24 protein-coding genes are annotated in these 26,188 nt (G+C 51.6%); 10 read left to right on the top strand and 14 right to left on the bottom strand.

Translation table 11 applies throughout. The annotated features are described in order from the left end of the window. Positions 1 to 27 precede the first annotated feature (27 nt). Entirely contained in the window at positions 28 to 2,469 is a 2,442-nt protein-coding gene (locus BJP58_RS21305) for a 3-hydroxyacyl-CoA dehydrogenase/enoyl-CoA hydratase family protein (protein ID WP_194540451.1), read from the bottom strand. Next, entirely contained in the window at positions 2,466 to 4,646 is a 2,181-nt protein-coding gene (locus BJP58_RS21300) for a (Fe-S)-binding protein (RefSeq protein WP_194540450.1), read from the bottom strand. Before BJP58_RS21300 ends, BJP58_RS21305 begins: the two co-directional genes overlap by 4 nt. Before the next feature lie 467 nt (positions 4,647 to 5,113). Between BJP58_RS21300 and BJP58_RS21295 the strand changes: the two genes are divergently transcribed. The 3 genes from BJP58_RS21295 (at position 5,114) to BJP58_RS21285 (ending at position 7,764) form a co-directional block, all read left to right on the top strand. After that, complete coding sequence (locus BJP58_RS21295) at positions 5,114 to 5,704, top strand: fatty acid metabolism transcriptional regulator FadR (RefSeq protein WP_194540449.1); 591 nt, start codon at positions 5,114 to 5,116, stop codon at positions 5,702 to 5,704. 38 nt (positions 5,705 to 5,742) lie between these two features. Then, entirely contained in the window at positions 5,743 to 6,510 is a 768-nt protein-coding gene (locus BJP58_RS21290) for an electron transfer flavoprotein subunit beta/FixA family protein (protein WP_194540448.1), read from the top strand. Between the two features lie 276 nt (positions 6,511 to 6,786). After that, a complete protein-coding gene (locus BJP58_RS21285) occupies positions 6,787 to 7,764 on the top strand; it encodes an electron transfer flavoprotein subunit alpha/FixB family protein (RefSeq protein WP_071219552.1) in 978 nt (325 codons plus the stop codon). A 235-nt stretch (positions 7,765 to 7,999) separates the two neighbouring features. Here the strand turns inward: BJP58_RS21285 and BJP58_RS21280 are convergent, their stop codons facing one another. Continuing rightward, positions 8,000 to 8,317 (bottom strand): MazG nucleotide pyrophosphohydrolase domain-containing protein, encoded by a 318-nt coding sequence (locus BJP58_RS21280; protein ID WP_076322613.1) that lies wholly within the window; start codon positions 8,315 to 8,317, stop codon positions 8,000 to 8,002. A gap of 217 nt (positions 8,318 to 8,534) precedes the next feature. On the opposite strand from BJP58_RS21280, the gene BJP58_RS21275 reads away from it, so the two are divergent. Next, positions 8,535 to 9,113: an LOG family protein gene (locus tag BJP58_RS21275; RefSeq protein WP_194540447.1), complete on the top strand. Its 579-nt coding sequence runs from the start codon at positions 8,535 to 8,537 to the stop codon at positions 9,111 to 9,113. Between the two features lie 169 nt (positions 9,114 to 9,282). Here the strand turns inward: BJP58_RS21275 and BJP58_RS21270 are convergent, their stop codons facing one another. Then, the gene (locus BJP58_RS21270; RefSeq protein ID WP_194540446.1) at positions 9,283 to 10,026 is read right to left on the bottom strand and encodes an SDR family oxidoreductase; all 744 of its coding nucleotides are present in this window, start codon (positions 10,024 to 10,026) and stop codon (positions 9,283 to 9,285) included. Between the two features lie 308 nt (positions 10,027 to 10,334). Then, positions 10,335 to 10,976 (bottom strand): TetR/AcrR family transcriptional regulator, encoded by a 642-nt coding sequence (locus tag BJP58_RS21265; RefSeq protein ID WP_233354710.1) that lies wholly within the window; start codon positions 10,974 to 10,976, stop codon positions 10,335 to 10,337. 187 nt (positions 10,977 to 11,163) lie between these two features. Here BJP58_RS21265 and BJP58_RS21260 point away from each other — a divergent pair, with 187 nt between their 5' ends. Then, the gene (locus BJP58_RS21260) at positions 11,164 to 12,147 is read left to right on the top strand and encodes a helix-turn-helix transcriptional regulator (RefSeq protein WP_194540445.1); all 984 of its coding nucleotides are present in this window, start codon (positions 11,164 to 11,166) and stop codon (positions 12,145 to 12,147) included. Between the two features lie 88 nt (positions 12,148 to 12,235). Further along, positions 12,236 to 12,865, top strand: coding sequence for a GyrI-like domain-containing protein (locus BJP58_RS21255; RefSeq protein WP_194540444.1), 630 nt, complete (start codon positions 12,236 to 12,238; stop codon positions 12,863 to 12,865). An 89-nt stretch (positions 12,866 to 12,954) separates the two neighbouring features. Here the strand turns inward: BJP58_RS21255 and BJP58_RS21250 are convergent, their stop codons facing one another. Continuing rightward, complete coding sequence (locus BJP58_RS21250; protein WP_194540443.1) at positions 12,955 to 13,668, bottom strand: SAM-dependent methyltransferase; 714 nt, start codon at positions 13,666 to 13,668, stop codon at positions 12,955 to 12,957. 111 nt (positions 13,669 to 13,779) lie between these two features. Continuing rightward, positions 13,780 to 14,175, bottom strand: coding sequence for a hypothetical protein (locus BJP58_RS21245; RefSeq protein WP_194540442.1), 396 nt, complete (start codon positions 14,173 to 14,175; stop codon positions 13,780 to 13,782). A 79-nt stretch (positions 14,176 to 14,254) separates the two neighbouring features. On the opposite strand from BJP58_RS21245, the gene BJP58_RS21240 reads away from it, so the two are divergent. Continuing rightward, positions 14,255 to 15,016 carry a kanamycin nucleotidyltransferase C-terminal domain-containing protein gene (locus BJP58_RS21240; RefSeq protein WP_194540441.1) on the top strand — a complete coding sequence of 254 codons (762 nt, stop codon included), beginning with the start codon at positions 14,255 to 14,257 and terminating at the stop codon, positions 15,014 to 15,016. 168 nt (positions 15,017 to 15,184) lie between these two features. Further along, positions 15,185 to 16,933, top strand: coding sequence for a M28 family peptidase (locus BJP58_RS21235; RefSeq protein ID WP_194540440.1), 1,749 nt, complete (start codon positions 15,185 to 15,187; stop codon positions 16,931 to 16,933). 144 nt (positions 16,934 to 17,077) lie between these two features. On the opposite strand, the gene BJP58_RS21230 is transcribed toward BJP58_RS21235, so the two are convergent. Further along, positions 17,078 to 17,521, bottom strand: a complete 444-nt coding sequence (locus tag BJP58_RS21230) for a DUF3888 domain-containing protein (RefSeq protein WP_194540439.1) — start codon at positions 17,519 to 17,521, stop codon at positions 17,078 to 17,080. 213 nt (positions 17,522 to 17,734) lie between these two features. Here BJP58_RS21230 and BJP58_RS21225 point away from each other — a divergent pair, with 213 nt between their 5' ends. Beyond that, a complete protein-coding gene (locus BJP58_RS21225; protein ID WP_194540438.1) occupies positions 17,735 to 18,682 on the top strand; it encodes an alpha/beta hydrolase in 948 nt (315 codons plus the stop codon). A gap of 142 nt (positions 18,683 to 18,824) precedes the next feature. Here BJP58_RS21225 and BJP58_RS21220 read toward each other — a convergent pair whose 3' ends face one another. Then, the gene (locus BJP58_RS21220; RefSeq protein WP_194540437.1) at positions 18,825 to 19,298 is read right to left on the bottom strand and encodes an Lrp/AsnC family transcriptional regulator; all 474 of its coding nucleotides are present in this window, start codon (positions 19,296 to 19,298) and stop codon (positions 18,825 to 18,827) included. A 146-nt stretch (positions 19,299 to 19,444) separates the two neighbouring features. Between BJP58_RS21220 and BJP58_RS21215 the strand changes: the two genes are divergently transcribed. Next, positions 19,445 to 20,272 (top strand): alpha/beta fold hydrolase, encoded by an 828-nt coding sequence (locus BJP58_RS21215; protein WP_194540436.1) that lies wholly within the window; start codon positions 19,445 to 19,447, stop codon positions 20,270 to 20,272. Positions 20,273 to 20,559: 287 nt separating this feature from the next. Here the strand turns inward: BJP58_RS21215 and phnX are convergent, their stop codons facing one another. From phnX to BJP58_RS21190, 5 genes are all read right to left on the bottom strand, one after another. Continuing rightward, on the bottom strand, positions 20,560 to 21,378 hold the full coding sequence (gene phnX, locus BJP58_RS21210; RefSeq protein ID WP_194540435.1) for a phosphonoacetaldehyde hydrolase: 819 nt from the start codon (positions 21,376 to 21,378) through the stop codon (positions 20,560 to 20,562). Then, positions 21,375 to 22,469, bottom strand: a complete 1,095-nt coding sequence (gene phnW / locus BJP58_RS21205) for a 2-aminoethylphosphonate--pyruvate transaminase (RefSeq protein ID WP_194540434.1) — start codon at positions 22,467 to 22,469, stop codon at positions 21,375 to 21,377. The genes phnX and phnW overlap by 4 nt, the downstream gene beginning before the upstream one ends. A gap of 21 nt (positions 22,470 to 22,490) precedes the next feature. Continuing rightward, complete coding sequence (locus tag BJP58_RS21200; RefSeq protein ID WP_194540433.1) at positions 22,491 to 23,486, bottom strand: extracellular solute-binding protein; 996 nt, start codon at positions 23,484 to 23,486, stop codon at positions 22,491 to 22,493. A 260-nt stretch (positions 23,487 to 23,746) separates the two neighbouring features. Then, entirely contained in the window at positions 23,747 to 25,363 is a 1,617-nt protein-coding gene (locus BJP58_RS21195) for an ABC transporter permease subunit (RefSeq protein WP_194545018.1), read from the bottom strand. Further along, positions 25,356 to 26,108, bottom strand: coding sequence for an ABC transporter ATP-binding protein (locus BJP58_RS21190; RefSeq protein WP_194540432.1), 753 nt, complete (start codon positions 26,106 to 26,108; stop codon positions 25,356 to 25,358). The genes BJP58_RS21195 and BJP58_RS21190 overlap by 8 nt, the downstream gene beginning before the upstream one ends. Positions 26,109 to 26,188: the final 80 nt, after the last annotated feature.

The raw sequence follows: 26,188 nt of genomic DNA, 5'->3' as shown, positions 1-26,188 counted from the left end.
GGAAGTACCGTCCAAGCTGAATCGCCCCTAATTCCGCAGCGGCTTGCCTTTCGCCAGCATATGCTGCATGCGCTGCTGGGTTTTGACCTCGCCGAGCAGGCTGAGGAACGCTTCCCGCTCCAGGTCGAGCAGATGCTGCTCGCTCACCACGGTTCCCGCGGGAACATCGCCGCCCGTCAGGATGTGCGCCAGCTTCTTCGCGATCAACAGATCGTGATCGCTGATATAACCGCTGCGCTTCATGTCGATGGCGCCCATCTGGAGCACGGCCCGGCCGTCGCGGCCGACCACGCGGGCTTTGCCCGGCTGCGGCGGAACATAGCCTGCCCGGTCCATCGCAAGTACCGCCTGCTTCGCTTCATAGATCCGGTAATCCTGATTCATGACCACCGTATCCCCGCTGCGCCCATAACCCATGCGGATTGCTTCATGTCCGCTGGTCGATGCCTTCGCCATCGCCACCATCTCGAAGATTTTGTTAATCTCCGGCTGGAGGTCGCTCTCCTTGTCGGGATGACGGTTGCTGGTCATGAGCGCCAGCTCCTTGCAGCCGCCGCCTGCCGGAATGAGGCCGACCCCCGTTTCTACGAGACCGAAATAGGTCTCCGCCGAGAAAATGATCCGGTCAGCCGGCAGGCACGCTTCCACGCCGCCGCCCAGCGTCATCCGGTGAGGCGCAGCCACAACCGGCTTCTCCAACCCCTTCAGCTTCATCATGCTGCCTTGGAACAGACGGATGATGTCATCCACCTCATCCCAATCGCCGCTCTGCGCTTCCATCAGCATAAGCATCAGGTTGGCGCCGACGCAGAAGTTGCGGCCTTCGTTCGCCAGCACCAGCCCGCGGTAATTGGCCCTGACCTCTTCCACGCTCTGCTGGATCATGACCAGAATATCGGCGCCGATCGCATTGTTCGGGGACGTGAATTCAAGACATGCCACGCCATCTCCAATATCAATCAGGTTCGCCCCCGTATTCGAGCGGATGATCCGGTTTTGCGATTTGAGCGCTTGCAGCGAGATCAGCTCAGGCTGAACCTCTACGCCCTTATACTCGCCTTTGAAATAATGGAACACCTCGCCGTCCTTCTGCTGATAGAAGGACTTGTTCCCGGCGGCAATCCAATCCTTCACCCAAGCCGGGACGATCATGCCCTCCGCTTCCATGCGCTGCACGGATTCCGGCAGTCCGATCAGATCCCAGGTCTCGAATGGACCGAGCTCCCAGTTGAAGCCCCATTTCATCGCGTTGTCGATGTCCTGAATGGAATCGGCTATCTCTCCGAGCTTGTCGGCCGCATAGACAAGCACTTGCTTCAATACATTCCAAGCCAGTTCAGAGTAACGATCCTGCGTACCGAGGAATGCCTTGATCTTCCGCTTGGCTCCCTTCACCGCTTTGGCGGCTTCGATGGAAGCGGAGCTCACTTTGGCGCTCGGATTGTACTCCATCGTGGACAGGTTGAGCGATAAAATTTTGCTGCCTTGCTCGCTCTTTACTTTTTTATAGAATCCCTGGCCGCCCTTCTCACCGATCCAGCCGCGGGTGACAAGCTCATTCATGACATCGGGAACCGTGAACACGTCCTTCTCGTTCCCGTCCGGCACGGAGTCGTACACGTTTCTGGCCACATGAACAAAGGTATCGATGCCGACCAAATCCAGCGTACGGAAGGTGGCGCTCTTCGGACGCCCCAGAACGGGTCCCGTGGCCGCATCCACTTCCTCCACGGTATAGCTGTTTTTCACCATCTCCTGCAATGTGACCAGAAGACCGTAGGTGCCGATCCGGTTCGAGATGAAATTCGGCGTATCCTTCGCAAGCACAACCCCTTTACCAAGGCGCTTCGTGCAGAAATCAACCATAAACTTTGTAATGTCCGGATCCGTATCAAAGCCCGGGATAATCTCCAGCAGCTTCATATGACGCGGCGGATTGAAGAAATGGGTTCCCAGGAAGTGGCTGCGGAATTCCTCGCTGCAGTCCTCGACCATCGCATTAACGGAAATGCCAGAGGTATTCGTGCTGACGATTGATCCTTCCTTGCGCACGCCCTCAATCTGCTTGAAGATGCTTTTCTTGATTTCCAGGCGCTCCGTGACCACCTCAATGATCCAATCCACGTCCTTCAGCTGGCTCAGATGATCCTCGGTATTGCCTGGGGTGATCCGGCCCACAAAATCGACGCTATACAGCGGAGCTGTGCTTGATTTGGGCAGAGCGGCAATGGCTTTGGCCGCAAGCCGGTTTCGTACCTTCGGATGATCCAGCGACAATCCGGCTTTTTCCTCTTCGGCGGTTAAGGATTTCGGAACGATGTCGAGCAGCAGGCAGGGAATGCCGGCATTGGCGAGATGGGCGGCGATCCCCGACCCCATGACGCCAGAGCCGATCACGGCGGCTTTGGTTATGTTTCGACTTGCGACACCGGAACCGCTGACGGATTCCTTGGTAATGGTATTGCTCATTGCACAACGACCTCCTGTTCATGGATTTCGGATAGACCGAATACGGATAACTCCAGGATTTCCGCGATATCTCGCGTTTTTACGCTTTCTTCCACTTCCTTCAGCTTCGTGCCGTCCTCCAGCATCGTCAGGCAGAACGGACAGGCTGAACTGATCATCGTCGGAGATACAGCCAGCGCCTGCTCGGTACGCGCCAGATTCACGCGCTTGCCCGCATCCTCCTCCATCCACATCTGCCCGCCGCCGGCGCCGCAGCACATCCCGTTCTCGCGATTTCGCTCCATCTCCAGGAGCTCGACGCCAGGAATGGCGCGAAGCACGCTGCGCGGCTGATCATACACGTCGTTATACCGTCCCAGGTAGCAGGAGTCATGATAGGTGATTTTCTCCTGAACCCGGTATTTGGGCTTAAGACGCCCTTCCTTCACCAGCTGGTCCAGCAGCTCCGTATGATGAATCACCTCGGCTTCAAGCCCAAATTCCGGATACTCATTCTTCAAAATATTGAAGGTATGCGGACAAGCCGTCACGATTCGTTTCACATCGTACTTCTGGAATGTCTCGATGTTCTCCATGCACAGCTGCTGGAACAGAAATTCATTGCCCATCCGGCGCGGCGTATCGCCCGAATTCTTCTCCTCGTTGCCGAGAATGGCGAAGTTGACGCCCGCTTCATTCATAAGCCGGACAAAGGCCTTGGTGATCTTGCGGCTGCGATTGTCGTAAGAGCCCATGGAGCCGACAAAGAACAGCACGTCGAAATCCGGATTTTCCTTCACGGTTGGAATTTTCAGATCCAGCGTCCCTTCCGGGTCGACCTCCTTCACCCACTTGCTCCGGTCCGCGCGGCTGATTCCCCAAGGGTTGCCTTGTCGTTCGATGTTTTGCATGGCGCGCTGGCCTTCCTGCGGCACACTGCCCTCCATCAGAACGAGATGACGCCGAAGGTCCACGATTTTGTCGACATGCTCATTCGCGACCGGGCACTGATCCTCGCAGTTGCGGCAGGTCGTGCACGCCCAAATCTCTTCTTCCGTCATGACGCCGCCGATCAATTGAATGTCCTTCGGGTCGACGCCCTCAAACTGATGCCAGGAGCGCTTCTGCACCTCCATCGTCGGGCCGATATCGGTAATGCCCTCGCCCTTCCAGCCGACAAGGGCCAGATCCGTTGCGCCCATGGAGTGAACGCCGGGTGATCCAAACACAGAGGCTGGCATCCATGCTGATTTGGAGGTGAGCGCAGCCCCTTTTTCCGTGAGATGATCCCTTAGCTTCACAATCATGTGCATCGGCGACAGCAGCTTGCCTGTATTCGAGGCCGGGCATACGTTGGTGCATCTTCCACATTCAACGCAGGCATAGAAATCGAGCATCTGCTTCTGCGTAAAATCCTCAATCTTGCCTACCCCGAATGCCTCGGCCTCTTCATCCTCCAAATCCAGCGTGCTGAGCTTGCTCGGGGGATCGGTACGGCGGACCAGAATGTTGATCGGCGCCGTAATGAGGTGAAAATGCTTCGATTGCGGCACATAGATAAGGAACGATAGCAGAATCAACAGATGCAGCCACCAGAACGCGTAATAGCAAACCGTAACCGCCACCGGCGGCATCCAGGCAAACACGGCCGCAATGCTGGAGGAGATCGGTGCCATGGCGGACCACGCCAGTCCTTCCATGAGCCGTTCAAAAGTCATCGTCAGCAGCACCGAAGCCATCAGCGTGGTGATGAAAAACACGACAATGCTTGGCTTCCAGCCCCGCTTGAGCCGTTTCAGCTTCTCGCCATAGCGGCGATAAGCCGCATAACCGATAGCGAGCAGGATCAGCGCAACCGTAATCTCCTGCATGAGAATAAAGCCGGCGTGCCCCGGAATCGGCAGGCTGTGGCCGGACAATCCCTTCCAGATGATGTCGAGCGCACCGAACTGCAAAATGATAAATCCGTAAAACACAATAAAATGCATGATGCCGCTCTTGCGATCCTTAAACAGCTTGCTCTGTCCGAATACCTGGATGGCGAATTGGCTCAGGCGTTCCTTCAGATCCTTCTTCGAATTCGCTGGCTTGCCCAAACGGATATACAGGTACCGGCGATACACCACGGTGGCGAACATATACACCGCCCAACCGGTGATCAAGACAAAGAGCAGCGCGTTGATTAATGTCAGAATCATCTCTCTCAGCCCCTTGCGTTAAAAATCCTTCTTTCTTCTCATAGTCTTGTGCAGCGTCCCATTTTGCGAAGCTCCTGTCACTCCTTCCGAAACCTCTTGTCATGTGTTCATGTCGGGACATATATGAAGCGCTTTCATTAGAGGAACAAAAATAGACCTCCACATCGTGCCGTGCCGACCACTCTAAACCGAACTTCATCGTTTCTGGCTACATCTCTTCATCCGTACATCGCTCTCATCTGTACTTGCCTGCGGATACCCAGTGACTTGTTTCTTCCGGTTGAACTGCCGTCTATTGCTCTGATATGAACGCCTTATTCTGCTGCTCTGATCCAACTGCTTCATCCATTTCGCGCTTCTTCGTAACCCATCGTTGACAACGACATGAACGTATTTTATGATGGATACAAGAAATGAATGAGTATTCATTCATAATTTTAACTGTATTCTAACACCGGGGTGAGCATATGACAAGTAAAAAAAATGAAAAATACCACCTTATTCTCCAGGGCGCCCTGAAAGTATTCGCCGAGAACGGCTACCACCGGTCCCAGGTTTCCAAGATCGCCAAAGCTGCCGGCGTGGCTGACGGCACCATCTATTTGTACTTTAAGAGGAAGGAGGATATCCTGATCCGCCTGTTCCAGGAGAAGCTTGGCGAGCTGGTCGGCAAATTCCACGAAAGCGTGGAAGGAACCACGGATGCCGTGGAAGCGCTGCGGACGGTGTGCAGCATCCATTTTTCGGAGCTGGAGAGCAATCCTGAGCTTGCTTATGTCACTCAGATTGAGCTGCGGCAGAGCGATCTGGAGCTGCGCAAGGAAATCGGCAGCGCTTTGAAGCCATATATTGTGCTGATCGAGAATATTCTGGAACAGGGCATCAAAGAACAGAAATTCCGTTCCGATCTGAACGTCAAGCTGGTGCGCAACCTGATTTTTGGCGCGATGGACGAAGCGGTGACCTCTTGGCTGATCTCCGGCCGCAAGTATTCTCTGACCGATCAGGCGGATGAGACGCTTAGCTTTTTCCTGAACGGTGTTTCCGGCGGACAATAAGTCCCGCTGATATTCATATTGAAGGGAGCGTTTAACCGATGAAGATTGTGGTATTGCTTAAACAGACCTTTGACACGGAGGAAAAAATTACGATTGAGAACGGATCGATTGCCGAGGATGGGGTGAAATTTGTCATCAATCCGTATGACGAATATGCGGTGGAAGAAGCCGTGAAGCTTCGGGATGACCACGGCGGCAGCGTGACACTCTTGTCCGTCGGGCCGGATCGTACGGCAGAGACCCTACGCACTGCCCTCGCGATGGGTGCAGATGATGCCGTGCTGATCTCCGACGAGCGGATTCCGGACGATGAATATGCGGTATCCAAAGTGCTGCACGCGTATTTGTCCAAGGAAAGCCCGGATCTGATCCTCGGCGGCAACTTCTCCGTTGACCGCGGTTCGGGTCAGGTGGCCATTCGCCTGGCAAGCCTTCTCGGTATTTCACATGCCGGCTCCATTACCAAGCTTACGCTGAACGGTACCACGGCTGAAGTGCACCGGGATGCCGAAGGCGATCTTGAAGTGCTGGAGGTTCAGCTCCCGGCGATTTTCACGGCACAGCAAGGTTTGAACGAACCACGCTATCCATCGCTGCCTGGCATCATGAAGGCTAAGAAAAAGCCATTTCAGACGTTGACCCTGGATGATCTCGGATTATCGGAAGCCGATATCCAGCCGGCAACGAAGCAAAGCGAGCTGTCCCTGCCGCCGGAGCGAAGTGCAGGACGCATTCTGAAGGGCGAGCCCGCCGAAGTGGCGCATGAGCTGGTATCCTTGCTCCGCACCCAGTCGAAAGTGATCTGATGAACGGGTATTCGAATGTACGAATATACCCCTTTGACTCGTACTATTGAATGCGGTTACACGGACCCGACGGAGAGCCGCGCCATCATTCCCTATGTATTCTGATTGTATGGTTTACGGGATGTCCGTCATGCACGCTTTTCGCTTGATACGTTCCGCGAAATCCGAGCAGCAGCGCTTCTGAGGAAATCCCCTGAATTCGCTTAAGTTGCTCAGGTTGGTTAAATCGTCAAATCTCTTCTCTTCAATCCCAAATGGATCCTAGGAGGTTATGATATGAGCAAAACGATATTAGTGTATGCCGAGAACCGGGATGGGAAGCTGCGTCAGGTTGCTCTCGAAACGCTTGGCGCGGCTCGCTTGATTGCAGGTGACGGTGACAGCATCCGCATTCTGGTTGCGGGCTCCAACATTACGGAGGCTGTATCGGCCCTGAACGCCTATGGTGCCGATACGATCTATACGGTTGAGCATGATGATCTGGAAAATTATAATCCTGAAGCTTATATGGCCGCCATTGAAGCGGTTATCGGTCAGGCCAAGCCGGATGCCGTACTCTTCGGACATACAGCTATCGGCCGCGATTTAGCACCGCTCGTCGCCGCTTCCCTGAATGCCGGGCAAATTTCCGACGTAACCGCGATCGAGACGGAAAGTGGAGAAGTGGTGTTCACTCGTCCGCTCTATGCGGGTAAAGCCTTTGAGAAGCGCGTCTTCCAGAACGGACCGTGGGTGGTCACGGTGCGTCCGAACAATATTCCTGCTGCGGAAGCCATCGAAGGCGCGAGCGCCAGCATTGAGGACATCGCTTACCCTGCCCCTTCCCTCCGCTCCGTGGTAAAGGACGTCGTCCGCAAAACCACGGGAAAAATCGACCTCTCGGAAGCCAAAATCGTCATCTCCGGCGGGCGCGGCGTGAAGAGCGCGGAAGGCTTCCAGCCGCTGGAGGAGCTCGCGGACCTGCTCGGCGGTGCCGTCGGCGCATCGCGAGGCGCCTGTGATGCCGGCTACTGCGATTACGCGCTCCAGATCGGGCAGACCGGCAAAGTCGTTACGCCCGAGATCTATATTGCCTGCGGCATTAGCGGCGCCATCCAGCATCTGGCCGGCATGAGCCAATCGCGGGTCATTATCGCCATCAACAAAGACCCTGAGGCACCGATCTTCAAGGTAGCCGATTACGGCATCGTCGGCGATCTGTTCGACATCGTTCCGCTGCTGACGCAGGAATTCCGCAAAGTCCTGGTATCCTAGCATAATTCAAGCTCATTAGATGATATAATATGATAAGGCTGCACCCCAACGTCCATTGGACCCTGGGTTGCAGCCTTTTTACAGTTCTAAACCCGGACGTATCCTTTCGGCTTTCTGGCTACTGCCATAATTCCTGCGATGCGCTATCAAGCCGGTTATGTATGCTGCCATTCAGCCATTCAATGACTCCGCCATGTCATCATCTGATGATAGGAAGGACCCGACTTTCGTTCATTTAAGAACCAAACCGCTTCAGCAGCTTCTGCTGATGGGCCGTAAACGCTTCTTCCAGCGAAATCCCATAAAGATCCGCCAACAGTGAAATGTTGCCGAGCACGTCGCCGATCTCCTCCACCAAATCCTGCTTGAGCTGTTCCTTGGATTGAACCTCCTCGTCAGGGCGGTCCCTGCCGATCTCATAAGCGCGAACGGCACGCGCCGTTTCCCCTGTCTCCTCCATCAAAAACCCAACGCGAATAAAGGGGCCGTACTCGGTCCAGCCTCGCTCTCCATAAAATTGTTTAATCCATTGCTGCGCTTCATTCATATCCATACTTGTGCTACCTCCGCGATTCCCTGGGATGACTAAACCTTTACTTTTTACACAATTCAAGAACAAACTCATGATAATGCTAACATGTATGCCATAAGATAAGAGGTGCCATCTGATGATCATTAACAACATAGTTCATCGACGCCATGACATAAATCACTATATATAGTATAATTACACGAATGAAATATCAACATCTTGTCAAGGAGTGTGCGAATTGAAATCCATATGTGTATTTGCGGGATCGAACATGGGGGAACATCCAGATTATAAAGCGAAAGCTGCCGAGCTCGGCAGACATATTGCCCACAACCAATACAAGCTCGTATACGGCGGCTCCAAAATCGGATTGATGGGTGAAGTGGCTAACGCCGTTTTGCAGCATGGCGGTGAAGTTATCGGGGTGATGCCGAGAGGACTGTTTAAAGGCGAGATTGTACATACCGAGCTGACCCAGCTCATTGAAGTAGCGGATATGCATGAGCGCAAAGCGACGATGGCGAAGCTGTCCGACGGGTTTATCGCCATACCGGGCGGTTTTGGAACCTTTGAGGAATTGTTCGAGGTATTGTGCTGGTCGCAAATCGGAATTCATCAGAAACCGATCGGGCTGCTGAATGTCCGGGAGTATTATGAGCCGTTCATGAAGCTGATTCAGTACAGTATCACGGAAGGTTTCTCCAATGCCTCCCACCTAAACCTGATCAACCTCTCCGATGACCCGCTCAAGCTGCTCGAGCTCATGGATAGCTACACCCCTCCAACGCTGGACGTGAAGTGGAAGGACTTGGATTAAGGGGCGTTTGCGGAGAACAGCGATCTTTCCCACGCATTCAGGGAAGTCTATACTCCATGTTGGTTGATACGTATTTAGGATTCTCTACAACAGATCGACCGTATGCGTAACGAAAGGCACCGGACTCCCGGTGCCTTTTTGTTCTTGCGTTATTTTGATGGTGTGAGTATTACACAAAACCGCCGTTCACGCGGATCGTTTGGCCTGTGATCCATTTCGACTCTTCACCGGCCAGAAAGAGGACGGCCCCTGCAACATCATCCGGTTCTCCCAGACGTCCGAAAGCATTCATGTTTGCGATACCCGCGATCTGCTCCTCCGATTTGCCAACTGTAAAGAGCTCCGTATTAATCGGTCCGGGCGCCACTGCGTTAATTGTAATTCCTTTGGGTCCGAATTCTTTGGCCAACTGACGCGTAAACTGCTCTACAGCGCCCTTCGTGCCTGCATATACGCTGTACGCCGGGAACATCTGCCCAACCACCGACGTCGAGAAATTGATGATGCGGCCGCCCGAATTCATATGGTGAAAAGCCTGCTGGATCGCGAAATAAGTCCCCTTCACATTAATCGCAAACTGCTGATCGAAATCTTCCTCCCTCATGGTAGCAACCGGCTTAGTTGTCATGATGCCGGCATTGTTCACGAGAATATCGATGCCGCCATAAACCTCGATCGTTTCACCAAACAGTCGTTCAATCGCTGCTACCTGACGAATATCAGCTTGAATGGCCCGGGCTTCGCCGCCGCTTTGCTTAATGGCGCTCACCACTTCCTCGGCTTTAGCCGGGCTGCTTGCATAGTTTACCACTACTTTAGCCCCGTTCTCCGCAAGTCTCTCCGCAATTTCACGCCCGATGCCTCTTGATGCTCCCGTTACGATAGCTACCTTGCCCGATAAACTCTTTGTCATGATACAACCTCCCGCATATGAATTAGGTGCACGAATATCTCATCAGATGGATCCTCTGATCTGTACGTCATTTTTTGTAATTTGATTATATGTCTACACATTACAAATTACAAGTGACAGTTTTATATTTTTGTCATTTGTAATGATATATATACAAAAAAGACGCTATCTCATGCACATCGCCAAGAATAGCATCTTTTTAACGTAATGGGTGATCTCGCTGCACCAGCTCCCGAAGTGCTGTTCGGAAATGCATAACGGCCGCCTCTACCCCTGCTTAGTTCCCTCTAACTATGATTCTCACCCGTTTACTGTTTCGCGATTCCGGATAACAATATGGCCCACACCGAGTCAAAATCGGCTTCAATCTCCTGCGAGGTCCACTGAGAAGCATGCACCGGATGATGAAACAGGGACGTTGCCATGAAAAAGGCTTTTGCCACCGACTCCGACTGGCCCGGCTTAAATTCACCAGTAAGCATCCCTCGATCGATGATCTGGGCAACCTGTCCGATTAACAGCTTTACATGCGTATCAATTACCTTGACGGCTTCCAGCGTCACGGTCGTATACATGGCAAACATCTCGGGATCCTCGAGGACATAAGCCCGTTTGGCCCGGATGAGGGTATCCGTCCATAACCGCAAGCGATCGGTGGCGCTGCCCTCCGTTCCGTCTGCAATCTTCTGTAACGGATCCGCAATCCGCTGCAGCCACCGTTCCGTTACGGCTTCTCTCAGAGCGGCCTTGCTGGGAAAATGCCGATACAGGGATCCATGGCTGACTTGAAGCGCCTTGGCAACATCGACAACCGAGGTTTTGTCAGGACCATAGCGCCGAAGCGTCTGCTCGGCCGCGTCCAATATGGCTTCTTTCGTTAGTGGTTGGTCATGTGACATAGGTTCAATGAGCACCGAAACGGGACTTACATTGTCCGCCCGACTGCCCATCTTCACGCCCCCTCTCTGTTGAACACATTATAACAAACCATCATTCAATATCAATATTGAAGTTTTGTTATTTGTTATACCAGGAAACCCCGTTTTATTCGCTTGATCATACCCCCTCATGGATTGTTATAATAGCTTCATTAAGCCGGATATAACCGAAATAACATGAAGAAAGCGAGTGCTGTCCATGGCTAAGCTGGACTATCTGTTATCCATACTATGGCTGCTTCGATCCCATAAAAAAATGACGGCCGAGCAATTGGCGGAGAGGCTTGAGCTAAGTGTCCGAACGGTCTACCGATACATCGACACGCTGGATATGAGCGGGGTCCCTATCATATCCGAATCCGGACATGGCGGGGGATTCAGGCTGCCCGATTCTTTTTTAAGCGTGCCGCTGTTCTTCGAACTAACCGAGCTTAAAGCCATGGAACACAGTGCGCTACTTGCCCGGCAAGCGGACTATCCGTTTACGGATGCTCTTGAAAAGGCACTAACCAAGATTGAGCACCGGCTTCAGGAATCTCAATTGGAAGACTTGAGGCGTCATGTTGGCAGCATTCACATCCCACTGCCATCACAGAGTGCCTTGCTTCACCCCAGATTGCGAGAGTTAGAGCAAGCCATTGCCAGACGCGAAACCCTGGTCCTTCAATATGCGAAGTCCTTCAGCGGCTCCGTGGAGGAGCGCCATATTGATCCCTATGGGCTGATCTACCGGCTCGGCAAATGGTATTTGATTGCCTATTGCCATCAACGGGAGGCCCTCCGCGTATTCCGGGTAGACCGGATGAACAGCCTGTGCGTAACAGGCCGTACATTTGAAATGCCGGAACATTTCTCGGTACATGATTATATGAGCCATATTCATGAGTATCAGGATCACAATACGAAGTCGAAGGCGAAGGAACCGACGTTGGTAACCGTTCGCCTTCAAGGTCGCTCCGAGGTTCTGGACACGTTATGCAACCAGTGGTTCCTACAGCCTTATCTTGTCGCAAGAAGCAATGACGATGAGGCCGATTTCCGTATGCATCCGGATTGGATGCTGCAATACATGCCTTATCTGCTGCTTTCTTTTGGCAAAGGAGTCAAAGTACTTGAGCCGCAGCAGCTGCGAACTGTTCTCTCCGAGACGGCCCGAGACCTGGCCGCATATTACGAGGACTGATCCTTCAACAACTTCACTGACTCCTATGCTGTCAGTGAAGCTGGTTTATGATAGGCGTAAATCATGTCCAAAAAGGAGAGATTCATGTATGCCGCTTCCTAAACTCGATCTGGCCAAAAGCGATAAAACCTATTATACAGCCGGGAACACCCCCGAGCTCGTGCAGTTTGATCCCTTGCCCTATCTGTCGTTCGAAGGTCAAGGCGCGCCCGAAAGCTCCCTTTTCGAGAATGCAACCGAGGCGCTGTATACCGTTGCCTATGGCGTTAAGGGATATTGCAAGGCGGAGATTCAGGATTTCACCGTTCCTAAACTTGAAGGGCAATGGTGGGTTAACTCGGATCGGTATGGTTTGGAGGTTCCAAAAGAGGAATGGCATTGGAAGCTGCTCATTCGGATGCCGGCGTTTGTCACCCCGGAGATCGTCGATTCCGCACGGGACAAAGCCTTCTCCAAGAAAAATCATCTGGAGCCCATTCAGCAAGTGGTATTGGAAACGATCCATGAGGGACTATGCGTCCAAATCATGCATATCGGCCCCTACAGCACAGAGCCTGATACGCTGGCGAAAATGTATGCTTACATGAAACAGCATCATTACGTACAGGACGGGCATCATCATGAGGTTTATTTGTCCGATCCACGAAAAGCCGCCTCCTCCTCCATGAAAACCATTCTCCGCGCTCCTGTAAGACAGGAGCATTCATTGGAACAGTGAATACGGCGCGCCATGTTCCCTGACGACATCCACCATCCCCAATTAATAACAGAGGGAGCCCGGCACATTGCCGGCTCCCTCCCCACCTTTTATATCTTACGAATGCTCAACAGCGAATTGCCGTTCTTCATAAACTCATAAGGCACTTTAACTTCCGCCACCCGAAAACCGTCTGCTTCTAGCTCATGAATCAGGCGCTCCAAATGAGCGTAGCGCCCCCCCGACAAATCGGTTAACGGAAAGATGCGCACCTCTTCCGAGGCAACCCGCAGCAGCTCCCGAATCGTCTGGACATGAAAGTCATAATCCAATCGGTCACTGTAGATAAACAGAAAATGGGCGGACAGCACCAGATGAAACTGATTGTTATCAAAAGGCAGCTCCGGCAGTACCGCAGCGACGTAGCGATCCGGAAACTCCCTCATATCCTGAACGCAATCACGGAGCGCTTGCTGGCGATGCTGACGAAGCCCCTCCACATCTCCATAATAGTCCCAGATATAATTTCTCTTCGCCTGCTCCATCGTTTCCATCGCATGCCCAATATCCTGCAGCCCCTTGGCCTCCAGGTCATCCGGCTTGTGGTCATAGGCAATATCACTGGCCGTTATATCGAGACCTCGCTTCGCACCGTGAGCGGTGAACGAACACGCACCGGAAGGGCAATCCAATACGCTTTTGCCGGCTAGGTTCGACATTTCCAAATCAAACATATGCGTGTATTCTTCAAACGTGCGGCCAATGAATACAACCCGGTCCAGTTCCTGCTTGGTCTTGCCTTGACTCTGCTCAGCTCTACTCATCTCTACTCACCTCAGCTATTTATTGCGGGAGCGGGTGCGATGGCTACTTCCCCACTTCCGCAAGGATATATTACCATAAGATGGAATGAGGGGATAAGGATTTTACGATCTCTACCTGTTCTTCTTTAGGAAGTCTACAACATCATTCAAGTCAGCTGTTTTCAAGGCAACTTCTTTATGGTTCACCACTACAAAAAACGGAAATCTTCTAAGTCCTAACGTTTCGGCCTTTTGCTTGGCGATCTCCTCCCTTACGTTATGTAACATGGCTGCCTGTAAAACCTCTGTGTCGGCATCGGGCATATCGTCGACCTCTTCACTCCACCATACAATCCGAGCTTGCTCATCCAGCTCATTCGCGGCATGGGCATCTTCATAGAAATAATGAATTCGTAATTCATCTTCCCCCTCCGCGAGAAGGTCCTCAGGCACAGCTATCTTGCTCAAACCAGAACAACCAATCACTATCACCAAGACGAGCCAGGCTAGAACTCTCCTAAACTTCAAAAACCCGTCACCCCCTAATACAACCGTTCTATTTATACTATAATATAGATAACTAACTTTCTTCGGAGGGGATTTCCTTATGCTGCCTTATCCTGCTGCTACGACTAGAGAAGAGAAAATGAACATCATTCATCAAATCAAAGACCGACTGCTTCAGTTGTACGGCGATAACATTTTGGCCATTGGCTTGTACGGTTCGATTGCACAAGGGATTGATGGTCCTTACTCGGACATTGAACTTCAAGTTGTTACACAGGACGGAGTCTCCCTGCCCGGATATGAATTCATATACCCCCCTTTCAAAATCGAAATCGGCATGGAACAAAAGCAGGACATATTCAAGGATGCAGCGTCGGTGGACGACTCATGGGCGATTACAGCGGGCGCTTATGTCCATCTACAGGAAATCTACGATCCGGCGAACCTGCTTGCTGAAATTCGGAAGCTGCCCCTCCAGGTTTCAGACGAAGCCATCAAAGAAACGATGCGGGAATTCATGATCTGGGAACCCTACGAAACGATGGGCAAAATACGAAACAACGTCCAATCCGGTAACTTAGGCTACCTCCCGCTTGGAGCCAAGGACCTGACCTGGCAGACGGCCAAGCTGATTGGACTTGCCAACCGAACGTTTTACAATACAAGAGCCAAGACATTGGAGGAATCACTGTCCCTGAAATCCAGGCCTTCGGGATACGATGAGCTGGCACAATTGGTGATGCGGGGTCAGCTTCTCCAGATCGATCATGTGTATGAGCTTTGCGAACAGCTCTGGACCGGTCTGAACGCATGGTATGAAAAAATGAACATTGAATATAAATCAAAAGAGCTTCCATTCTGATGGAGGCTCTTGCTTTGTGTTATGCATGGAATGCTGATCATTCTCAATCTTATATTGACACATGTCATATTCTGGAACTACGCTGTGTAAGAGCCGCTTTCTTACATACGATGAAAGATCGCTTTACGAAACGCCTGAATGATTATAAAAAGGAAGTGAGTACTTATCATGCAAATTCAATTGAGTAGACCGCCGGATTACAGACCTCCTTATTGGCTGCCGCTTACAACCATCCTCACCGTCATACTCGTTATCTCCCTCATGCTGTGGTTCGAGAAGCCGCCAGAAGCCAGAAATATCGATGCGCCCGCAACCGAGTTCTCTGCCGAACGCGCGATGGCGCATGTCGAGCGCATCGCACAAGAACCCCATCCGATGGGTTCGCCTGCCAATGCGGAAGTCAGAGCTTACTTGGTGGAACAGATGAAGCAGCTCGGCTTGAACCCGGACGTTCAAGAATTTAATGGCCGACTGACAACCAAGTACATCGACGCCGACATTCAGCTTACGAACATTCTGGGTGTCATTAAGGGCACCGGATCGGGCAAACCGCTCCTGCTTATGTCCCATTATGACTCGGTCTCTACCGGACCCGGAGCCAATGATGCTTCGGTAAGCGTAGCTTCTTTGCTGGAGACGGCAAGAGCGATCCAAGCCGGACCTCCGCCGCAGAATGACATTTGGATTCTGCTGACAGACGGGGAAGAGAAGGGCCTACTGGGGGCGGAAGTGTTCTTCCGTGACCCGCAGCACCTTGAGGTTGGCATGATTGCGAATTTTGAAGCCCGGGGATCGAAGGGTTCCTCCTTCATGTTCCAGACCAGCGACAGCAATAGTCGGATCATTGAAGAATACGCACAAGCCGTATCCAATCCTGTCAGCAACTCGCTCTTGGTGGACCTCTACAAACAACTGCCGAACGATACCGATTTGACGGTGGCGCTTGAGCATGGTCTCCCGGGACTTAACTTTGCCTATGGCGATGGGTGGGTCGCTTATCATACCCCGATGGACAACACGGAGAACGTCTCCCTTGAAACCATGCAGCATCACGGCGAGAATGCGCTGGCCGTGGCAAAGCATTTTGGCAATCTTGATTTGACCAACCTGGCTTCAACAGACAACCGTATTTATTTCAATCTATTTGGCCTGCTGATTCATTACCCTGCAAAATGGGCGATCCCGATCACCGTGGTGTTCGCGGCGATATGGATGGCATTCGCGGTACTGTTTGCCCGTATCTCCAGACTCTCCCTCAAGGGAAGTTTGCTCGGCCTGCTAACCCCGATTGCGGCCATCGTGCTCTCGGCAGCGCTAAGCTTTGGCCTGTGGTCGCTGGTTGATACGTTGTGGGCCGGCAAAATGACGCAGCCCACAGGGGCAACCTATGATTCGCTTCTGTACAGTGTCAGCTTCATCCTGGTAACCTTCATCGTTCATGTTGCGCTCACCCGCTGGATCGTGCGGAAAGTGAATGAAATGGAGATGCTGCTGGGAGGCTCATTCCTGTTCCTGCTGCTGCTTGTCGGCTCAACCGGGTTCCTGCCGGGCGCAAGCTATTTATTTGCGATTCCGCTGCTGGTCCATTACGCGGCACTGACATGGGCGGCATTTACCCGGGACCCGATCGAATCCTTAAACCATCCGGCGGTCGTACTGGGAACGTCCCTGATCCCTGTCCTGATGTTCACTTCGGTCTTTCATATTGTGTTCCTTATGCTGCCGCCAGGGATTCACCTATTCAGCGTGGTGCTGATCGGGCTGATTCTTGCCCTAATGTCCCCTGCTGTGCGAATGCTCGCATCTGCCTGGAAATGGGTACTGCCAGCTGCCTTCATCGCCATCATCGTTCTGCTCGCCATCGGCTGGATCCAGGCCGAACCGGGACCGGATCGACCGGTTTATGAGAGCTGGTAAGCATTACCTCGCCAGGTACCCTACCTGCTACTTCAATGCTTGAGGGTGTGAGACCCGATAAACGCACCATGATCTCCATGCCAAACAAGCAAACGCGCGAACCGCGTTTGCTTGTTTTTTGACATTGGATCGATTTCGCCGCCGTTACTTCACGATATTTTGCCAATGCGGAGGTAGTTCATATGTCTTCAAATGTTTGTATTCCACCAGCTTGACCATACCGCCGGGAATCGTCGGAGCTACTTCAAACACAAGCCGATCCTTTCCAACCGAAATATGGGGACCAACCGTTGGATTGGCCTCAAGCGTAATGATGAAATGAAAACCGCGGAATCCATTCACCCTCTTCACTTCGGTCACATCCACAAAGTATGGATAAACAAGAGGCTGCTCCTTCAACGTGTGGATATAATGCCCGCGAACCGCCTCATCGATATGAGGAAGCAGAAATAGCATCAGCATATCCTGATATTGCAGCTGCGCACTATCCTTCTTCGGTGAAGAATAGGTCTCCTCGGCATGGGACGGCAGCGTTAAACCCATAACCATAACGATGGCAAGAATTAGGCTGATGAAGCGTTTGTTCATATTCTCTCTCGCCTCCTGCTACAGCTCTTTATCTTTAGGCTACCCCAACCGATAGAATTGATGTAACACCCATGAAACGAACGTGATCCGCGATATAGATTAATTAGGGGACGTGCGATATGATAGGTGGAAGGAACGATATCGTATCGACTATGCCTTCCTTATCACATTCATCGTGCTTGTCCCATGAATACGGGGAGGATAACCATCAACATGAAAAAAAGGATTATGATCATGTCAGCAGCAATCATCGCATTTCTAGTTCTCATTATTGTCGGAGCAAGCTTCTACTTCTATAACGTCGCTATTGCCCGCGCCGACAAGGGCTTTCTGAACGGCAACCCGGACCTGGAAGCCAATTCGAATATCGACAATCCCTTTGCGGACAGCAAGGAATGGTGGGCCCAGCAGAGCTTCGAGGAATGGAACCTTACTTCAGACGACGGTCTGAAGCTGCATGCTTACTATTTACCTGCCGAGGTATCGACGGATAAAACCGTCATCATTGCTCATGGCTACTCCGGGCATTCGGAGCAGATGAGCGGATTCGCCCAAATGTACCATAAGGACCTGGGTTACAACGTGCTTCTGCCCGATGCGCGAGGTCATGGACGAAGCGAAGGCGATTACATCGGCTTCGGCTGGCCGGAGCGCAAGGATTATCTGAAATGGATCGATCAAGTCATCGAGCATACGGGTGAAAGCTCGCAAGTTGTCCTTCATGGAGTATCCATGGGCGGTGCAACGGTCATGATGACCAGTGGCGAAGAGCTTCCTCCCCAGGTAAAAGCCATTGTTGAGGACTGCGGATATACCTCGGTCACGGATGAGCTGAAATATCAGCTGAAGCGCATGTATAAGCTGCCCTCCTTCCCACTGGTTCAATCCACGAGCCTGTTGACCAAGATCCGCGCCGGATACTCCTTCGGCGAAGCATCCGCACTCGAGCAGGTGAAGAAATCCAAAACACCAACGCTGTTCATTCACGGCGGCGGCGATTTGTTCGTACCTACCGAGATGGTGTATGAGCTGTACGAGAATGGTCCGGAGCAAAAGAAGCTGTTCATCGTCCCCGAAGCAGGCCACGGCATGGCTCGCCAGTTCGATCCCGAGGGATATGACCGCGAAGTGACGGAGTTTATTGGTGCGTATGTGCAATAAGAGGAAAAAAGAGCAGTCCATGTGGATTGCTCTTTTTTAGCGGAATTGTGTTAGGCGATAGTGTACAAGCAGTGCCGGAAATATCATTTACTTGGTAATTCTTGCTCTATTACTAGAGATCTTGCTGCTCCAACGATGCAGCTCAAATACCCGGCGGATTAATGCGTGGAATGGTGTTCGATGCATCCTGGCTTGAGACCAGACTTTTATCCTCGAATCGTGTGGACAGAACGACAAGCGTCGATGAATGGCCAAACGTGTTGCACGTTTCAAGGAAGGTTTCCAAGCTTTCACTCGTTGCGGTGACAACCTTCAATAAATAATTGTACTCTCCGCTCGTCCTGTAGAAATCGACGATCTCCGGAGCCGACTCTGCGTATGCCTCGAACTCCCTGCAGTTATTCGATTTAAACAGTACGAACGCTGTGGTATACTTGCCGAGTTTCGATGGGGCAAGCACTGCACGATACCCCGTTATAACTCCCTGCTCCTCCAGTTTCCGAAGCCGTTCTGTCACGGCCGGCTGGGACATCACGATTAATCGGCTCATCTCGGAAATCGTAATTCGAGCATTTTCGTGAAGGATCGATAAGATTTTATTGTCTATGTGATCCATAATCCATGCACCTCATTTTTTAAAGTTAATGGCGTAAGCAACGTAATTATTAAGTTTTTTGACCCCAAACTCCTTTATAACTCCATTTCGATTGTAAAATAATTCAAATATAATTTCATTATGAACCGACAAGGGAGATGGAGAATATGACTACGAAATTACATGAGAGCACAATGATAAATGGGTTAAACTTTTTCACGACCATTGATGGAGTTAGAATTGCTTATCGAATGGATGGTCCAGCCGGTAAACCGGTACTGATGCTGGCGAACTCAATTGCAACCACAATGCACATGTGGGACGGCCAAATAGCTGATCTTTCAGAGCATTTCCTCGTGCTTCGCTACGACTATCGGGGACATGGCGAATCGGATACACCTGAGGTTCCCTATTCGTTCGACCGACTGGGACGGGATGTCATCGAGCTGCTTGACTCGCTTCACATTGACCGCGTGCATTTCCTTGGGCTATCGTTAGGCGGTGCGGTCGCACAATGGCTTGCGATCCACGCTCCGGAGCGGATCGACCGGCTCGTCCTAAGCAATACGTCCTCCTATCTGGGACCGGCTGAGCAATGGCAAGGTTTAATCACATCTGTGCTGCAACCTGAGAACCTTCCCGAGTTCGCCGATACATTCATTAAGAACTGGTTTCCCTCACATATGGTGGAGTCAGAAAACGCGATCGTTGCTTCTTTTCGGGAGATGGTGCTGACGACTCGCCCACATGGAATCGCAGGAAGCTGGGCTGCTATCCGTGATATGGATATGCGCCGGACGGCTTCCCTGATCAGCAGCCCAACACTCGTCATTAGCGGGCAGTATGATACCGTGACGCTTCCGAGCCACGGTGAATTGATCGCTAAAACGGTGCCGAATTCCACGTTCGTCTTGTTCCCATCCGTACACTTAACGAATGTGGAATATCAATCCGAGTTCCTGAGTACTGTGCTGGAGTTTTTGCAGTCGAAATAATAAAGTGAATTACGAGGCGGGTATACGTTGATATCACAAAGAACCAAGTATGGGATCGTATACTTGGTTCTTCTATCATTACTGGGGCGATTCACCATTCGTTTCGTTTCACACGCATACAAGATGGCTGTGGAGTTCTTTTTTCCCGACAGTCTGAGCAGTCCATGTGGACTGCTCTTTTTTAGCGAGGTGAGGGGTAACCTATAGCACCGTTCCCTTTCCTTCAGCTCTCGGGTTATATGTTCCCGCAATGCTTTACCGGCATATCGATAGGCCTAAATGGCTTCCTAGCGCTGAAGCCCCGGTCTTTTCCCCTCAGCCAGCATACCGCTAATTCTCTCGATTAATTCCGGCAGCTCGTTCATCGTCCGAAGCGTAAAATCGGCACCGCTACGGATAAACGTCTGTTCGGTTTTCGAAATCGCGGCACTCCGGTCTGATTCTGACAGGGCATGGAACTCTTCTGCACTCAAGCCCATTTCCGAGCTGCCGATGATGACGCCAACCGACCATACGCCTGCGTTCACGCCTTCTTTTATGTCCGAGACGGTATCCCCTACCTTAACGACTTTCCAGGATGCCGATAAACGGAGAGACTCCATATTCCGATAAATCATGTAAGGATAAGGCCTTCCTTGGGAATTCGTATCATCCGGCGTGAAATAGACATCCGGGCTGTAGCCCTTTTGCCGGGCATTGGCGGCCACAACCTCCATCATGCTGCTTGTATATCCTGTCGTAGAACCGATCTTCAAGCCTTGGCTCTTCAAAACTTCAACCGTCTCGATGACACCCGGGATTGGGTCTGTGTACTCGGATAAGGAAGCCATCAAGGCCGGCTCGAATTCCGCATACAGCCGCTCTACGTCCTGCTCATCGAAAGCTCTCCCGTACTTCGCTTCCCACAGCGCCGACACTCTCGGCATGGACAGCATGGCACGAATATGATCGATCTTCAGCATCCCCATCGGCGCTCTCGCTTCATCCATCGTCACTTCAATGCCCGCATTCTTAAAAATATCGACGAACACGTTCACCGGTGCAAAGCATCCAAAATCCACAGCGGTTCCTGCCCAGTCCAATATAACGCCTTCGATTCGGCTCATTGTGCCGTCACCCCCATATATTCTTCAATAATATGACATAACTGTTCGATATCGCGCTCATAAATTTCTCCGATATTCCCAATGCGGAAGGTATCCACGTCAGTCAGCTTGCCGGGATATATCACATAGCCTCTTTCTTTAATGTAAGCGTAAAAGTGCTCGAAGCTAAACCCTTCACTCGGGAATAAGAACGTGGTGATGATCGGGGATTGCTTGTCATCGGTAATGTAAGCCTGGATACCGATTTGCGCCAATCTCTCCCGCAGCAGGCGATTGTTATTCCGGTAACGGCTGAATCTCGCCGATACACCGCCTTCTTCGTTCAGCTCATCCAACGCTTTGGAGAAGGCGGCCACAACATGGGTCGGCGAAGTATAACGCCATTTGCCGTCCTTGTCCATGCCCTTCCATTGGTCATACAGGTCGAGCGACAGGCTGCGCGCAATCCCTTCGCAGGCTGCAAGCTTCTCCAGCTTGGCGATCACGAAGCCAAACCCCGGAACGCCCTGGATGCATTTATTCGCACTGCTGATCAGGTAGTCGACGCCAAGTCCCTGAACAGCGATTTCCATTCCGCCAAAGCTGCTCATCGCATCGATGATGAGGGTTTTTCCGTATTCTCTGGACAACAACGAAACCATCTCCAACGGATTCAAAATCCCGGTTGTCGTCTCGCAATGGACCATCGCGATATGCGTAATACTCACATCCTTGTGCAGTATGGCTCGCAGTTCATCCTCGCTTGGATGTTCGTCGTAATTCACTCTGTACTCCACATAATTCAGTCCGATATACTCCGCCATTTTCACGATCCGCTCACCATATGCGCCGTTTGTTACGATCAGCACTTTATCATCTTTTGAGATGGTTGACGTCATGACGGCTTCGACAGCAAAGGTGCCGCTTCCCTGCATCAGCACGGCGGTGTACCGCTCTTGATCCGCCCCGGCGAGTGCCAGGAGCCGCGATCTGATTTTTTGCGTAATCGATTTATATTCATCATCCCATGTACAGCGGTCAAAGAGCATCTCCTCTTTCACCGTCTTGGTTGTCGTCAAAGGTCCCGGGGTCAAAAGCTTGTAGGTATTCATTCACATCGCTCCTATGCTGGCTTATTCTTTGGATCCGTTGAAGAATTGCTGATGCTCTTCCAGCAGCTCTACGGTCAGCGGCTTCTCAAAGGTCATCGAGTACGCAGGTTTGTTGACTTCATCCACGGTCTCCCCTTCGTACAGGGCAACCGGGTAGTTCGCAATCAGATCTTTGCGGGCATCCTTTACGATGGTCTCTGCCATTTTCATCGCTAGATCCGTCGTGGCATTCTTCTTGTCCACCACGGCAACCGACTCGGTGAGCGAGAAGTTTCCTTCGACCGGATCCACGTAATCAATCGGTGCACCGTCAGCTTTGGCCGCTACCGCCTGATGGCGGAGTCCGAAGCCCGCAGCCACTTCTCCAGCCTGTACTTTTTTGATCGGACCCGAGCCCGAGCTCTCCAAATGCGGTCCCACATTGGCAATCAGATCATGGAGCACTTGGCGTCCCGCATTTTCGCCGTATTGGTTAATAATCGCCTGAACCAGCAGCCAACCGGTGGAGGAATCCATAATGTTCGGAATCGATACGAGTCCGCTGAATTCCGGTTTGGTCAGATCCGTGATGGAGGTTGGCATCGGCAAACCTTTGTCTTTCAGCACCTGCGTATTCACGAAGATGGCGCCGGTATTCGCCAGAATCGGGGTGTAGTATTTCGGATAAGTTCCGACAGCGCCTGCGTCAAAAGCCAAGTCCTTAAACATGGAGTGCTTGGTCTGCGAGCTTTCGATAAAGTACGAGCTCATCGTCACGAGATCCGCCTCGATTTTGCTCCCCTCAGCCATCAGTTTCCCGCCAAGTTCGGATGTACCCATGGATTGCACGAGATACTGCCCTTCGTAACCGGCATTCTTCAACGATGTTTCCATAGCGGCGACGGCCTCTTCATCCCCGTTGGTGTAGATGACCACCTTCTTGGCTTCCCCTGCGCTTCCGCTTCCGCAGGCAGCCAGAGCAAACACCATACTGATTGCGATCAATGACAGCAGCATTCCCTTAAGCGTCTTCATCATGATTAACTCCACTCCTTGAATTTGTATTGGTATTAAAAAACAGGCTCAGTGCTTGATGTCCGCTGAGATACCGTATCGCACCTCATATCGCTGTTGTCTTCAGATTTCTCTGATTGGAATGAATCCACTGTAGAAACCGCAGACAAAGGCGAACGCATACGCTTCTCCAATACGATTAGTCCTCTTTCGCTCGGTGTTCAAGTATGTTTTTTGCCAACCGCATATCCGGCATCGCAGCGGACATGAACGCAATAGCAGCTTTAGCGCTGCGCCGTTCTGCTCTGCAATGCGTCGCAAACCAGCTTGATGATCAGATTCGTGAAGAAGATCAGCATCGACAGCACGAAAATCTCATTAAACTTGGCGAAATGCTGCAGCTCTTTGATCTTGCTGGCTACAAGCGACGTCTGGGCAGATACAAGAAAGATAATGCCGCTGATCGTCACCATAGCGTTGATGAAATAGTAGCTGAACATCTCTATGACGGTTGAAGCCGAGTTTGGCAGGATCACCCGATAAACGGTCTTGAACCAGCTGTCCCCAAGCAGTTCTCCCGTGGTTTCCCATGAGGGATTCATCTTAGACAGGGAGTTCTTGGCCATCAGATACGGCGTCGTAAAGAAATGAACGATATTGCACAGAACGATAATGATGAAGGTTCCCTTCAGGCTGCTTCCATTAAAGAAGAGCAGGTAGGATATCCCCAGTACCATGCCGGGCACCGTATTCGTGATCATCGATACCATATCCACCGTGGATCGGGCTTTTAACGACGTACGCACATTCATCAGCGCTGATCCGTATGCCATCAAGGTGCCAAACAGCGCTGTCAGCAAGGCGACCCAGAGCGAATTGCGGTATACCCCCGTCAAATCACCCGATTGAAAGACGTCCCGTACATGCTTAAGCGTAAACGTCAGGTCATAGGGGTAGCTGCTCAGCCATGGCGCAATGAACATCACGGCAAAAACCGATAGTATGCCCAGCACGATGACCGATGACATTATGCCGAAGGCGATATCCCGAATGCGCTGCCGCGGCAGCTCGATGTCCGACAGCTTGTCATAGTGGAAATTCCATTTTTCCAGGTAGTTCAGCAGCCAGATGCCGAACACGGCGGGGATCAGCATCATCACCGCAATGACAGCGCCTTGGTTGAAGTCCGGAATGGAGCCCAGCATCACCTGATACAGCTGCGTTGCCACGACCGGATAGGTACCGCCAACCGAAGCCGGAATGCCAAAATCCGTAAAGCTTAGGATAAAAGAAAGCACAAAGGCTCCGCCAAGCGCTCCGGCGAGGGGGCGCAAAATCGTATTCAGGAAACTTCTCATCGTACCGTCACCCATTAACTTGGAGACGATGATGAACTTTTTATCAATGTACTTAAACGCGTTATGGATCAACAGGAATACTGGTGGCAGCGTGTAAATGACGTAGCCTATGAGCAGCCCGTTCCATCCGTAGATTTCAAACAAATTGCGCCCGGCAAGCCGGGTGATCAATCCCTGATTACCGAACGAATACATAATGGCGAACCCATATGTAATGGTCGGGAGCAGCATGGGGATGATGATGACCGTTTTCAGCAGGCCTTTAACAGGCCGGTATATTTTGGTGCAATGAATGGAATACGCGAGTATAAACCCCAGGACGGTTGTGATCACCGCCGTGATGCCCGATATCTTCACACTGTTGCCAATCGCTGTGATGAATTCCCGATTCGACCCTATGGATACATAATGCCCGAGGGTAAACCCCTGATCGGATTCGAAGGAACGGATGAGCAGAATGAGCAGCGGCAAGAACAGAAACACGGCGAACAATAACAGGATGACGGTAAAGATAATCCGCATTTCCGGTTTCACGTTATGCATACTGCTCACCGAACAGGTTGTAGATGTTCTGTCTTTTGATGTGCAACTGCTTGATAATAAACTGCTTCACAAAATCATTGCTCGGATGATGGACAATCTCCTGGGGTGTGCCGAATTGGGCAATCTGTCCCTGATGGATAATCAGGATTTTGTCCGAAAGCGTCAGCGCCTCCTCCGGGTCATGCGTCACAATGATCGTGGTCAGTTTGAATTCTCTGGCAATCGATTGAATCCGCTGCTTGATCGACTCCTTGATCACGCCGTCCAGCGCGCTGAGCGGCTCATCGAGCAGCAGGATCTTCGGTTTTGTGACCAGCGTTCTGGCCAGGGCCACTCTCTGCTTCTGCCCGCCCGACAATTCGCCGATCCGCTTGTTCAAGTGGGGCTGAAGCTCCAGAAACTCGATATATTCCTGTACCTCCTGCTGACTCACGCTCCCCTTCTTGTTGCGCAGGCCGTATACGATATTGTCGTAGGCATTCAGATTAGGGAATAAGGCATAGTCCTGAAAAACGATATTAAACCCCCGCTTTCTCATCGGCACGTTGCTCAGATCTTGATCTTGGAACACGATTTTTCCCTGATCCATCCGGGTGAGTCCCAAAATAATATTCAGTAATGTGGTCTTTCCGCTGCCGCTCGGACCGAGCAGTGACACGATCTCGCCCGAACCGATTTCTACGTTGATGTCATCCAAAACCACTTTATCGTCGAATTGTTTGCTAATATGCTCTAGCTTCAGCAAACGGCTCACCTCCCTTAAACACATCCTCAGTATAGAAACCATATGTAAACAAGAATCATGAGAACTGTTAAATGTAAGTA

This window comes from Paenibacillus sp. JZ16, from assembly GCF_015326965.1.
GTDB lineage: Bacteria > Bacillota > Bacilli > Paenibacillales > Paenibacillaceae > Paenibacillus_AQ.
The sequence above is the reverse complement of the archived record's forward strand: the minus strand, read 5'-3'. Positions and strand labels throughout refer to the sequence as shown.